Annotated in this window: 9 protein-coding genes; 4 read left to right on the top strand and 5 right to left on the bottom strand. The window is 30.0% G+C overall.

Going from position 1 to position 14,118, the window contains the following annotated elements:
- Nucleotides 1–7 precede the first annotated feature (7 nt).
- Nucleotides 8–961 carry an MlaD family protein gene (locus tag AC2D6T_RS03755; protein WP_484680499.1) on the bottom strand — a complete coding sequence of 318 codons (954 nt, stop codon included), beginning with the start codon at nt 959–961 and terminating at the stop codon, nt 8–10.
- Between the two features lie 53 nt (nt 962–1,014).
- Nucleotides 1,015–2,118: an N-acetylmuramoyl-L-alanine amidase family protein gene (locus AC2D6T_RS03750; RefSeq protein WP_484680498.1), complete on the bottom strand. Its 1,104-nt coding sequence runs from the start codon at nt 2,116–2,118 to the stop codon at nt 1,015–1,017.
- A gap of 147 nt (nt 2,119–2,265) precedes the next feature.
- On the opposite strand from AC2D6T_RS03750, the gene AC2D6T_RS03745 reads away from it, so the two are divergent.
- The 3 genes from AC2D6T_RS03745 to AC2D6T_RS03735 all read left to right on the top strand — a co-directional run bounded on the left by AC2D6T_RS03745 (nt 2,266) and on the right by AC2D6T_RS03735 (nt 6,153).
- Nucleotides 2,266–4,917, top strand: coding sequence for a putative LPS assembly protein LptD (locus tag AC2D6T_RS03745; RefSeq protein ID WP_484680497.1), 2,652 nt, complete (start codon nt 2,266–2,268; stop codon nt 4,915–4,917).
- 104 nt (nt 4,918–5,021) lie between these two features.
- Complete coding sequence (locus AC2D6T_RS03740; protein ID WP_298948775.1) at nt 5,022–5,402, top strand: Rid family detoxifying hydrolase; 381 nt, start codon at nt 5,022–5,024, stop codon at nt 5,400–5,402.
- A gap of 34 nt (nt 5,403–5,436) precedes the next feature.
- On the top strand, nt 5,437–6,153 hold the full coding sequence (locus tag AC2D6T_RS03735) for a VIT1/CCC1 transporter family protein (protein ID WP_298948773.1): 717 nt from the start codon (nt 5,437–5,439) through the stop codon (nt 6,151–6,153).
- Between the two features lie 82 nt (nt 6,154–6,235).
- On the opposite strand, the gene gap is transcribed toward AC2D6T_RS03735, so the two are convergent.
- From gap to AC2D6T_RS03720, 3 genes are all read right to left on the bottom strand, one after another.
- The gene (gene gap / locus AC2D6T_RS03730) at nt 6,236–7,237 is read right to left on the bottom strand and encodes a type I glyceraldehyde-3-phosphate dehydrogenase (protein WP_298948771.1); all 1,002 of its coding nucleotides are present in this window, start codon (nt 7,235–7,237) and stop codon (nt 6,236–6,238) included.
- 26 nt (nt 7,238–7,263) lie between these two features.
- A complete protein-coding gene (gene pfkA / locus AC2D6T_RS03725) occupies nt 7,264–8,247 on the bottom strand; it encodes a 6-phosphofructokinase (protein ID WP_484680496.1) in 984 nt (327 codons plus the stop codon).
- Nucleotides 8,248–8,477: 230 nt separating this feature from the next.
- Nucleotides 8,478–12,890, bottom strand: a complete 4,413-nt coding sequence (locus AC2D6T_RS03720) for a translocation/assembly module TamB domain-containing protein (protein WP_484680495.1) — start codon at nt 12,888–12,890, stop codon at nt 8,478–8,480.
- 202 nt (nt 12,891–13,092) lie between these two features.
- On the opposite strand from AC2D6T_RS03720, the gene tsaD reads away from it, so the two are divergent.
- Nucleotides 13,093–14,118: a tRNA (adenosine(37)-N6)-threonylcarbamoyltransferase complex transferase subunit TsaD gene (gene tsaD, locus AC2D6T_RS03715; RefSeq protein WP_347186979.1), complete on the top strand. Its 1,026-nt coding sequence runs from the start codon at nt 13,093–13,095 to the stop codon at nt 14,116–14,118.

The raw sequence follows: 14,118 nt of genomic DNA, 5'->3' as shown, positions 1-14,118 counted from the left end.
AGTTAAACTATTCTTTTTTATCTTCTGCTACTTCGAAAGGGTCTGAGTTTTTACCAAAGATAGAAAAATGTACATATCTTTTGGGGTTTAATTTAATATCTCTAAGTAATTCTTCTAACTCTTTGGTGGCAGCTTCTAAATTATTATACATTTTTTTATCGTTAATTAATTTAGCTATGGTACCATCTCCTGAGTTTAGTTTTGTAGACAAATCGTTAAAATTATCTACTGCATTTTCTGCTTTTACTATAATTTTTTTAAAGTCTACAGCTGTTAAACTATCTGTAACTTTATTGATGTTTTCTGTAATGTTTTTTGTTTTTTCTAAGGTAACCTTTAAATTATCTTGATTATCTACCACCATAGAATTTACAAATTTCACAGTCTCTTTAATATTTGCAATTGTTGCAGCTAAATCTGTTACAGAACTGTTTATACTATTTACAGTTTTTTTATTTAAAATTTTGTTGATATTTGCAAAAAGCGAGTCTGCTTCTACAATTACAGCCTCTATTTTATTTTGTAACGGGTTTAGTCTTTCTCCTATTGATGTAAATAAACTTTCTTCTATTTCACCTTCTAATGTATCTCCAGAAACCGCCCAATCACCTTCGTAACTGGGTACAATTGCTAAACTAGAATTGCTTAATGGATTAGGTGAATATATTTTTACAATACTTTTTTTTGAGAATTGAAAATCGTTTTCTACAATAAAAGTAACTATTAAATTACCTCTTTTTTTATCTGTTATATCAAACTCTATTTTATCTACTTTGCCAACTTTAAACCCATTAATGGTTACAGGGCTAGACTTAGAAAGGCCTCCAATTTTAGGATACTCTACCTTAAAAACTCTTGTGCCAGAGTCTAGTAAGTTTTGTCCTTTTAAAAAATTATAACCCCATATAAAAATTGCAATTATAAGTATTGCAGCAATACCTGTTTTTAGTTCTTTTGACATACTTGTAATTTTTAAACAATATTACTAATATTTTTTAGGAATAAGTGCCAATTTTACCTCATTTTTAAGACTTCTTTTAGAGAAACTTTCTTACCATCTTTAAAAGCAACTATAAATGCTGTTTTATATCCTTTAGCAACAGCTTTTTGCAAAGCTTTCTTAGTTTCTTTTAAACTACTTGAGTTACCGTAGTAATATTTATAATTAGAACCTACCTTAATTCTTTGTATATTTTTTAAACCTTTAAAGTTATAAGATTTAGTTGCTAATTTATTTTTACCAGAAGCTAATTGCACCTTAAACTCAATAGAATTTTTAAGTTGTGTTGATGGTAATTCTGCTGTTACTTCTTCTATAACTGTATTTAATTTTAAGTTTTTTATGTAGTTGTAAATGGCCTCTGAAATGGCTGAAGACATTTCATTTTGACCTTTTTTAGAATTTAAATATCTACCTTCTTTCTTATTGGTTAAAAAACCCAATTCTACCAAAACACTTGGCATGATAGTTTCTCTTAAAACTTGGAAATTATCTTGTTTTACTTTTCTATTATTTCTTTTTAGTTTAAAAGCAAAGTTATTTTGTATTAAACTTGCTAAAGTTAAACTTTTGTCTAAATTTTCTTCTTGCAATAGCGATAAACCAATAACAGATTCTGCAGAATTAGGATCAAAACCCTCATATCTTTCTTTAAAGTTATCTTCTAATAAAATAACGGCATTTTCTCTTTTTGCTATTTCTAAATTCTTTTTATTACCTCTTAAACCTAAAACAAAAGTTCCTGCTCCATAAGCATTAGAGGTATGCGAATCGCAATGAATAGAGACAAATAAATCTGCTTTTGCGTGGTTTGCAATGTCTCCTCTTTTCCATAAATCTATAAAAACATCTTTTTTTCTGGTAAATATTACTTTAACATCTTTATTTTTGGAGAGTTTTTTACCAACAGCTAAAGCAACTTTTAAGGCAATATGTTTTTCTCTAAAACCGTTACCAAGATTACCAGGATCTTTACCACCATGACCAGCATCAATTACAACAACATATTGTTTTTGTGCAGAAACAGTATTAAAATTGAATAATAAAAGATAAGTAAACAATATTGTAAATAAAATTTTACTTGTATTGATATTTTTAGGTTTTTGTTGGGATTGCATCAATAAAATTTAACTAATTTTGAAATCTAATAATTTGGAGCTTCAAATATTGCACCACATTTTTAATCATATACAAAAATAGTATTTATAGCATTGCAAACAAACCTATCATACCTACTTTTATTTTGCTGCTTGTTTTTTACCAAGATGGTTTATTGTCAAGACATTAAATCTACTAAAAAAACAATAATCCCGATAGTTACAAAAGATACAATTAGTACAACTAAAGAAAAACTTTTAGCCAGACAAGATTCTGTAATTATTAAAAAAAGAGACACTATAGGTTTAGATACTATAAAACCTAAAGAAAGTATAGAAGATCTTATTACACATATTGCAACAGATTACACGGTGCAAGATGCTAAAAATAAAACTGTAACACTTTATAACGAAGCCAATATTACTTATACTAATATCGATTTAAAGGCGGGAATTATAAAAATAGATTATAAGAAAAACACCTTATTTGCTAAAGGAATTATAGACAGTACAGGCTATGTACAAAGACCTGTTTTTAAACAAGGTAATGAAGAATCTGAACAAGATTCTATCATCTACAATTTTAAAAGTAAAAAAACCATAATTTATGGTTTAAAAACAAAACAAGGTGAAATGTTTACTTATGGTGAAAAAACTAAACGAGTAAACGACTCTACCTTATATATCAGAAAAATTAAATTTACAACTTCAGAAAAAAAGAACCCAGATTATTATATTGGAACAAATAAAGCAAAAATAGTACCTGGTAAAAAAATTATTGTAGGTGGAAGTCAGCTATATATTGCAGACATACCAACACCTTTATTTTTACCTTTTGCATATTTTCCCATAACAGAAACTAGTATTTCTGGTTTTTTAATTCCTGCTTTTGATACGGGTAGTAGTGCCAGAGGTATTGGTATACAGAATGGTGGCTATTATTTTGCTATAAGTGATTATATAGATTTAGCTGTTACTGGTGATGCTTATTCTAACGGTAGTTGGGGCTTACGAGCCAATTCTAGTTATAACAAAAGATATCGATTTAATGGTAGATTTAATTTTAGTTTCGAAAATAATATAAACGGTATTAGAGGTTTTGATGATTTTAGTAAAAACAATAATTTTAACATAAGATGGTCACACAACCAAGACCAGAAAGCAAGCCCAAATTCTAGATTTACAGCTTCTGTAAACTTAGGAAGTAGCAAGTTTTTTAGGCAATCTCAAAATCAGTTTAATGTTGCTCAAACACAAACCAATACATTTAACTCTTCTATAAATTATAGTAAAACTTTTGTTGGCACTCCATTTAATATGAATGTTACTGCAACACATCAACAAAACACCAACACAGAAGAAATTACAATGACCTTGCCTTCTTTAACATTAAATATGAATCGTGTTTTTCCTTTTGCAGGAAAAGATGGAGTAAAGAAAAACGCCATACAAAAAATGGGGTTTAACTATATTTTAGATGGTAAATACTTAATTAACACAACAGATGATGAGTTTTTAACTGCTAAAATGTTTGAAACTGCTAGAGCAGGCATGCAACATAAAACTAGCACAAGCACCAACTTTAAGGCATTTAAATATTTTACAGTATCACCAAACGCGAGCTACGAAGAAGTTTGGCAGTTTGATTATATTCAGAAGAATTATGATGCTGGAGAAAATGTAGTTGTAACAGATACTTTAAGGGGTTTTAAAAGTTACAGAGAATACAATACTGGAGTTAGTTTATCTACGAATATTTACGGTACTTTCAACTTTAAAAAAGGAAGATTAAAAGGGATAAGACATACCTTTAGACCCTCTATTTCTTATTCTTACAGGCCCGATTTTAAAGATAAATATATACAGCAAGTTAGAGCTAGTAATGAACCTAATGATTTTGAAGAATATACTGCCTTTGATAGAGGTCTTTTTGGAGCTCCTTCTTCTGGTTTAAGCAATTCTATTGGTATAAGTTTAAACAACGTTCTAGAGGCAAAAGTAGCCCCCAAAGATCCAGAAAGTGATGATGAAGAAGATGAAAAAATTACACTTTTAAATAATTTAAACTTTAACACCTCTTATAATATTGCCGCAGATAGTTTACGTTGGTCTCCCGTTAGTTTTTCTGCTGGAACTCGTTTATTTAAAGACAAGTTAGCGATTAACTTAAGTGGTTCTTTAGACCCATACAAAGTAATTAGAACAGCCTCTGGTGGAACTGCTAGAATTAATGAATTTAACTCTAACATATTAAGATTAACCAACGCAAGTCTAACTGCAAACTACTCAATTTCTAGTACCGATTTTAAAAAGGATAAAAAAGGAGGAAAAAAAGAAAATAATAGAGACCCAAACAACACTTCTGATGTTATTGGAGCTACCATAAACCCCAATAATAGAGATGAATTTGGAAATACAAACAAAAGTGCAGCGCCAGACAATGATAAAAATAAAGACAAAACTGCAAAATTATATCAAGCAGAAGTGCCTTGGTCTATTAATTTAGCCTACTCTACCAACTATACAAATAACGGTTTAGATGGTGGCCAAATTGGTGTACATAGTATTATGTTTAGTGGTAATTTAGAACTTTCTCCTAAATGGAGTTTAGGTTATTCTTCTGGTTACGATTTTAAAAATGGTGCTTTTACTTTTTCTAGATTTAATTTTTCTAGAGACTTAGATAGTTGGAATTTTAATTTTAATTGGGTACCTTTTGGAACCAATTCTTCTTACACATTTTTTATTGGTGTAAAATCATCTGTATTATCAGATTTAAAATGGGATAAAAACAAACCTCCAGATAGAAGACTGTTCTAATTGGAAGTTGGAAATTGGAAAACAAAACTTTTTAAAATTATCTTTTTTGTTTAAAAAATAACCTAAAAATTTTAATTTTATAGTTATCAAAAAAACCAAAAAACATGAAAACTATTATCACTACAAAAAATGCACCTGCTCCAATAGGCCCTTACAATCAAGCTGTTTTAACAGGAAATACCTTATATACTTCTGGTCAAATTGCCCTAAACCCAATATCTGGAAAATTAGTTACAGGCGATATCTGTATGGAAACAAAGCAGGTAATGGAAAACTTAAAAGCTGTATTAGGAGCTGCTAAAATGACTTTTGAAAACGTTATTAAATCTTCTATTTTTATTTCTGATATGAATAATTTTACTGAAATCAATAGAATTTATGGAGAGTATTTTGATAACGAAACAGCACCCGCAAGAGAAACTTTAGAGGTTGCTAATTTACCTAAGTTTGTAAATGTAGAAATTAGTATGATTGCTGTAAAATAAGCTTTTGTAGTATATCATTGAAACATCAGAATAAATGGCAGAAAAAATAGACAATATAGACAGCTATGTAAAAAATCATTACATACACAAAAGTAATTGGTTAAGAGCCGCTGTTCTTGGAGCAAACGACGGAATTTTATCAACTGCAAGTATTGCTATTGGTGTTGCTGCAGCAAGTGATGTTAGAGAACCTATTATTTTAGCAACTTTAGCAGGACTAGTGGCTGGAGCTTTATCTATGGCTGCAGGAGAATATGTTTCTGTAAGTTCTCAAACTGACATAGAAAATGCCGATATTGAACGCGAAAAGCAAGAGCTAAAAGAAATGCCTGAGTTAGAATTACGAATGCTAGCAAAAATTTATGAGGAAAGAGGTCTAAAAAAAGAAACTGCCTTAACTGTTGCAAAAGAATTAACCGAACATGATGCACTTGCCGCACATATTAGAGATGAATTAGGTATTAATGAAATAAGTCAAGCTAGACCTATACAAGCTGCATTTGCTTCTGGAGCAGCATTTACTGTTGGTGGTTTACTTCCTTTTTTAGTTACTTTATTTCACCCTTTAAAAAGTATGGAATATTCTCTTTATGGTTTTGCTATATTTTTTCTAATTCTATTAGGTGCTTTAGCTGCCAAAACCGGTGGCTCAAGCATTATAAAAGCAGTACTTAGAATTACATTTTGGGGCACAATTGCTATGGGACTTACAGCTTTAGTTGGGTATTGGTTTAATGTAAATGTTGCCTAAAATTGGATGGTAAAACATATAAAACAAAAAAACCTGATAGAAAAATCTATCAGGTTTTTTTGTTTTCTATAAAATATACTTTCTACAAAGTAGCAGCATATTCTATTAAATCTACAATTTTTGTAGAATATCCCATTTCATTATCATACCAAGAAACAACTTTTACAAAGTTATCATTTAAGGCAATACCTGCTTTGGCATCAAAAATAGAAGTTCTAGTATCTCCAACAAAGTCTTGAGAAACTACCAAATCTTCTGTATATCCTAAAACACCTTTCATAGCTGCACTTTCTGAAGCTGCTTTCATAGCTGCACAAATATCTTCATAAGAAGCCGCTTTTTCTAACTTTACAGTTAAATCTACCACAGAAACATCCATAGTTGGAATTCTAAAAGCCATACCCGTTAATTTACCATTCATTGCAGGAATTACTTTACCTACCGCTTTTGCAGCTCCTGTAGAAGAAGGAATTACGTTACCAATGGCAGAACGCCCGCCTCTCCAGTCTTTCATAGATGGGCCATCTACTGTTTTTTGAGTTGCAGTTGCAGCGTGTACAGTTGTCATTAAACCTTCTACAATACCAAAGTTATCGTTTAAAACTTTAGTTATTGGTGCTAAACAGTTAGTTGTACAAGATGCGTTAGAAAAAATCTTTTGGTCTGCTTTTAATTCTTTGTTATTTACACCCATTACAAACATTGGTGTATGATCTTTAGAAGGTGCAGATAAAACTACTTTTTTAGCTCCTGCTTCTAAATGCTTTCCTGCAGTTTCTTCTGTTAAGAAAAATCCTGTAGATTCAATTACATATTCTGCTCCTACTTCATCCCACTTTAAGTTTGCTGGATCTCTTTCTGCAGTAATTCTAATTTCGTTTCCGTTTACAACTAATTTACCGTCTTTTACGTCTACAGTTCCTTGAAAAGCTCCATGAACTGAATCGTATTTTAACATGTAAGCTAAATAGTCTACATCTAATAAATCGTTAATTGCAACAACTTGCACGTTGTCTCTTAATACTGATGATCTGAATGCTAATCTTCCTATTCTTCCAAATCCGTTAATTCCTACTTTTATCATTTTTTAATCTTTATATAATTAATATTCTACGTGGTCATAATATCAGAAACTCTTAAAAGTTCTTGATCGATTACGTGCCCACCTTTTATTGCATCTGCAATGCTTGTACTTATTACTTCGTTATCTTTTAAACCTACCATTAAATTGGTTTTGCCATCTAATAATAGTTCTACAGATTTTACACCCAATCTACTTGCTAAAACTCGGTCAAAACAAGATGGAGCACCACCTCTTTGCATGTGTCCTAAAACAGATACTCTAACATCATATTCTGGTAAGTTTTCTTCTACGTATTGTGCAAGCTCGTACACATTTCTACCAGACTTATCTCCTTCTGCAACTACAACAATACTAGAAGATTTACCTGTTCTTCTACTTTTTTTAAGAGATTCTAACATTCGGTCTAAACCAAGGTCTTCTTCGGGTATTAAAATTTCTTCTGCACCTGCCCCAACGCCAGCATTTAAAGCGATAAACCCAGCGTCTCTACCCATAACTTCTACAAAAAATAATCTGTTATGTGATGATGCGGTATCTCTAATTTTATCGATTGCTTCTACAGCTGTATTTAGTGCTGTATCATAACCAAGCGTGTGTGATGTTCCAAAAATATCGTTATCGATAGTTCCTGGAATTCCTATAACTGGGAAGTTGTATTCTTCGTTAAAAACAACAGCTCCAGTAAAAGAACCATCACCTCCAATTACAACTAAGGCTTCTATTTCCTCTTCTTTCAATTTCTCAAAAGCCTTAGCTCTTCCTTCTTTTGTTCTAAATTCTGTAGAACGTGCAGACTTTAAGATTGTACCACCTTTGTTAATAATATTATTAACACTTCTTGCTGTAAGTTCTATAAAATCTCCTTCTATAAGGCCTTCATAGCCTCTATAAATACCTACACAACTTACTCTATAGTAGGCACAAGCCCTTACTACAGACCTAATTGCTGCATTCATTCCTGGAGAGTCTCCCCCAGAAGTCATGACTGCTATTTTTTTAATTTTTTTCATATTTATCTTTGGTAAAATTACTGTTTTTTAAACACTTGAAATAATAAAATTACGAAATCGTTTTAGCGTTTTCGTCCTTATTTTTATAGGTTTTTTTTAATTATATATTCCTTTATTTTTATCTGTTTTATGTATCATTTTTAAATTTTTTAAAAACAGTTTAAAAATATGCCTAAATGTAATTTAAAAGCCTGGTAATTATCGCTTTTAATTAAAAATTCATTTAGATCTTAATTTCCTTCAAAATTTTTAATATTGTTTTCAATTGTATTTGTAGAGTTTTTAAAAACCTCTTTTTTTGCGTTCTGTTTGAGTTTCTTTTTTAAGCCAATTTTTTGCAATAAACCAGAGAGTGTGTTAAAGTTTACTTGGTAAGAAAGTCCAACACCCTGTGTATAACCTTGATCTTCAATTGTGTATTGAATTTCATTTTGCCTATTAAAAATTACACTTCTAAAATTACCTTCTTTATTTAAAAGCACCTCTACTTTTACCTCTCCAATAACACTAGACTGAGTTTGTGTACCAATAGGCACTCCTACTTTTCCGTTTATAATGACTCGATCACTTACTTGTGTGCTTACAGATAAATCTACTTGGTTATCTATATTTAATCTGTCTAAATCATTATCTCTTTGTCCTTGTTGATAATCTACACCTAGCTGAAATTTGCTATCTGGACTGTTTAACAAACTAGAAAAGGCTGTTGCAATGGCACTAGAAGCGGTACTTGTAATCGTGGCATTGGCATCAAAATTTACTCTATCTGGATTTACAAAGTTACCGAATGCCAATAAAGAGATAAACTGTGTTGTTTTTTCGTTTACGTTATTATCATTTAAAATAAACTCAAGCTCGTTTGCAATAGTTGGATCTACATTGGTTAATTGTATGTCTAATTCTTGTTTAGAGGTAAATAAACCTCCTGTAATTCTTGCTACTAAATCTACCTCAATATTTCTGTTTGAATTAAAGTTTTCTAGTAAAACACCTGGGTTTGCTTTTGCTTTATACACAGCAGTCACATCTAAATTGGCGTCTGCAGGGTTTCCGTTCCAAGATACTGTACCTCCTTTTTGTATCACAAAAGGTTTGTTTACAATTCCTCCATATTTAAAATCGTACACTCCACTATCTACAACATAGTCTCCAAACATATTAAATTTACCTCTAGTATTTATTTCTATTTGTAAATTACCAGAACCTCTACCAGAAAGTTGACTTCCATAAACCTCATCTATAACCACTTGAGCAACAGCATCTTTAGTTATCTCTAGGTTAATATTTAATGACAAACCTTTAAGAGCCTCTAAAGCAACTTCATTTTGCCTTTCTTCTACAATTACCTCATCAGATTTAAAATGAATTAAACCAAAACTATCTACTGTTTCAACGTCTTTTAAAGGGACAACAAAAACGGTACCTGCCATTGTTTTGGCGTTGATATCTATGGTTAACCTATCTGTTAAGCCATAAATATCTGCAGAACCATCAATAAAAGTAGAACCATAATACAAAGCTTCTTCTGTATTATCTGTATCTAAAACCAGTAAATTATCGCTTTCTATTTTTAATTGTAAAAACCATTGTTTAAAGTTTAAGTGAGAAATACTTCCTTTTAAAATACCTCTAGTGTTGTTTTTTGTATCTAATAGATTAAAATTTTCTAAAATAAAAGATTGTTGTGCTAATGTAATAACAGATGGGCCTTGAAAATCATAATCTACATTTAAATATGGAAATTTTAAACCTGCATTTTCTAAAGTTAGGGTACCATCCATATCTGGATTACTTAAAAACCCTCTTAAAGAAAACGCACCAGATGCAGAACCCCTTAAAGAAGACAACACATCTTGACCTAAAGGACTAAAAGCATCAAGTTTAAATTCTTCTAAAAAAACATCGAGGTCTATTAAAGGCCTTTCTTCAGAAAAATCTAAATTACCATTTGCCGCAATACTTTTAACGTTTTTATTTTCTATGGCTAAATTTACTTTGTATTTCTTGTAAGAATTTTCTCCAATCACATTTACAAACAAATCTCCTTGTTTAAAATCGTTAACTTCAAAATCTTTTACTTTTAAAGAGGCTTCTGGTAAATAGCTACCTTCTTTTTGAACAAAATCTAAATGACCAGATAGTTGTCCTTTTAAGGATAGGCTATCTATAACTGGTAGAAAGCTTTCTAATTCTACTTTGGTAAAATCGGCTAAAAGTATTTTTTCATCATCGCCTCTTAAACTTCCGGTAAATTCGATTTTTTGTTCTTCTGAAACTAGTTTAAACTGGCTAAAATTAAATTCATTGGTTTTTAGATCAAATATAATTCTATCTGTATTTTTCTGATCTGGGTTAATATTCCAGGTATTTCCTTTAAAAATAAAAGAGGATTTTTCGAAACCTAATACAGATTTTCCTTCTTCATTAAACGTGTAGAAAAAGTCTAAATTAAAGTCTTCATTTTTCTTTTTTCCTCCAATAAATTCTGATTTAAAAAAAAGTGTATCATTTCTAGTTAAGTTTAACAACCTTAATTTAGAAACTTTATAATAATCTGTATTTAATTCATTTGCAGATAAAAAAGTATTGTATAAAGGATTTTTATTGTCAGTAATTAAAGAAAAATCTTTTACCTCATTACCATATGCATTTATTCTTGGTGATGAAATGTTTGCTCGAAATAAATCTTTATCAGAATTTATTTTCCCTTTAATTTTTGTTTGATCATCTATAGAAATATCAGGAAAAAAGACGGCTACAATTTGATTGTAAATGGTGAAATTGAAATCTAAAAACTGATTTTTTTCAACTTCATAAGGCTGGTAGTTTGTATAAATACTACCCAATGCATTTTGTGCAACATTAGGTAGTTCTGCAAAAGAAAATTTACCAGAAATAAAACCATTTGCAATGTCTTTAGAGGCAACCTCTATGGTTTTTATACTATTTTTTATAGATGATGTAACTTGGAACTTTTTAAAAATGTATTCTTGTTGCTGATTTGTGTAAAGTACATTTTTAAAAATGGATTTTCCAACAATATCATCTAAAGTATTACCTTCTATATCTAGAGCAATAGTACCTTTAACAACAGATATGCTGTCTCTTGTAAATAAATTGGTTTCTTTTAAGTTTAAATATGTAATGTTAGAAGTAAAATCGAATTTATGGGTTTTAGAAGATAAATCTGCCAAACCTTTAAAGTTCATTTTAAAATTTTCATCATCTATGGTTAAATCTCCATCAAATTTATTGTTTTGATACTCGCCATTTGCTACTAAATTTTTGTAGGTATAGTCATTAAAATTAAGTTCAGAAATTTTACCTACAAAACTGGTATTAATATTGTTTAATGTAAACCCACTTCCATCTACATCTCCTTTTAAAGAAATTTTACCAAAAATAGAATTTTCAAAAAATTTACCCATATCAAAATTTATCAATTCTAGATCTCCTTTATAAGAAGCTGTATCAATTTCGTCTATATTATCAATTTCTAGATCTGAAACAGCACCACCTATTTGAGAGTTTACACGAATGCCTGCCATCATTTTATCTGGAGTTATCGATATATTTCCTTTAATTATAAACTGCCCTAACTTTCTAAATTCTGATGGTAAAGTTTTTCCTAGAACATTGGGTAAAATATTTTTTAATTCATTGTAGGTTGCTGTTAAGTTGTTTAATTGTCCTTTAAAGGTAAAACCTCTTTCTGTGTTTACGGCATTTTTAAATGCTAAATCTCCATTTACTTTTATTCCTTTTTGGGTAGATAATATTAAATTTTTAAGTGTAAAATCATTAAGTAGACCTTTTATTTTTCCAGAAAAACTAATAATATCTTCACCACTTAACTCGTTGTAAAACTTTTTTAAATCTTGTACTTTTAATTTACTTTTATCAAAGTTTCCCGTAATTTTTACTTTGTCTGTAAAGTTGGCTAAATCTTCTCTTTTATAATTAAAAACAATATCTCCTATCACTTTGGAGTCTTTGGTTTCTAAAACTGTATTTTTAAAGTTCATTGCAGTTTTAGTATAGCTATAATTGGTGGTTAGATTACTAACCTTTAAACCTTGATTTGTTTTAAAATATAGACCTCTAATATTTGAAGAAAAATCGGCTCCATTTACAATTAAATTTTGCAAATTACCACCAGTATTAGAAGCAGAAAATCTAAGCTCTCTGTCTTTATTTAGATCGGTAATTCTAAAGTTTAAATTTTCCACGTAAATATTGCTTGCTTTTAAAATAAATGGAGGTGCAAGCGAATCTTTAGGTTTATCACTCTTAAAACTATCAATAAAAATACCCATATTATCTGTAGTTTCACCTTTATAGGTTTTCATGTAATAATAGGCATTTTCTATGGTAATGTTGTCAAATAGCAATTGACTATTTACAGCTTTTCTAGCACTTAAAATAGAAGTACTTATTTTTTTTACAAAAATTAAAGTATCTTTATGATGATCTCTAATTTCAACCTCTTTTAACTGTATACTTCCCAAAAAAGACAAGTTTACTTTTCCAATTTTTAGATTGGTGTTATAAGTTTTGTTGATGTTTTGGGTAACGTAATTACCTAACTTAGTTTGCACGTAAGAAGTAGAAAGTAAAATACTTAGAAATAGTAAAAAGAGCACAAAATACCCAAACCATTTTACTATTTTTTTTCCTACTTTTTTGATGATAATTTATTTTTAAGGTGATGCAATACTGAATTAAATAAACAAAAATATTGCCAAATAATACAAATAACGTGCAAATTTAATAAAGAATTAAATTTCTATTGGTAAAAAAAGAAAATGACTATAAAATATACTTAATTTTGTGCAAATTTGCAGTATGGAAACACCCATTTACATTTTAGGCATAGAATCTTCTTGCGATGACACTAGTGCATCTGTAATTTGTAACGCACAAATATTAAGTAATGTTGTTGCAAACCAAGAAGTGCATGCAAAATATGGTGGTGTGGTTCCTGAATTAGCTTCTAGAGCGCATCAACAAAATATTGTACCAGTGGTACAACAAGCGTTAGCCCAAGCAAATATTGGCAAAGAACAATTAGCTGCTATTGCTTTTACAAAAGGCCCAGGCTTAATGGGTTCTTTGTTAGTAGGTACTTCATTTGCAAAATCTTTGGCATTAGGTTTAAACATTCCTTTACTAGACGTTAACCACATGCAAGCGCACATTTTAGCGCATTTTATTAAAAGTGATGACAACAAAATGCCTCCTTTTCCTTTTATTTGTTTAACCATAAGTGGTGGCCATACTCAAATTGTAAAAGTGACCAATTATTTTGAAATGGAAGTTTTAGGAGAAACAATAGATGATGCAGTTGGAGAAGCTTTTGATAAATCTGCCAAAATCTTAGGGTTGCCTTATCCTGGAGGTCCTTTAATAGATAAATATGCTCAATTAGGAAACCCAAAGGCATACCCTTTTACCAAACCAAAAGTGGGCGATTTAGATTTTAGTTTTAGTGGTTTAAAAACTGGTATTCTATATTTCATTCAAAAACAACAGCGCATAAACCCTAATTTTATAAAAGAAAACTTAAATGATATTTGTGCATCTATCCAATTTACAATTGTAGAAATTTTAATGGATAAACTAAAAAATGCTGTAAAAAAAACCAATATAAAACACATTGCCATTGCTGGTGGAGTTTCTGCAAATTCAGAAATAAGAAAAAGATTACAACTAGCTGAAAAACATTTGGGTTGGACTACCTACATACCAAAATTTGAATACACAACAGACAATGCTGCTATGATTGCAATTTCTGGGTATTTAAAATATTTAAATAAAGATTATTCTGATGTTTCTGTAACCGCAAAAGCACGTTTAAAAGTTACCGAATAA

The sequence above is a fragment of the Polaribacter sp. YIW18 genome (genome assembly GCF_057219325.1).
This window is presented reverse-complemented; position numbering and strand designations above follow the sequence as displayed.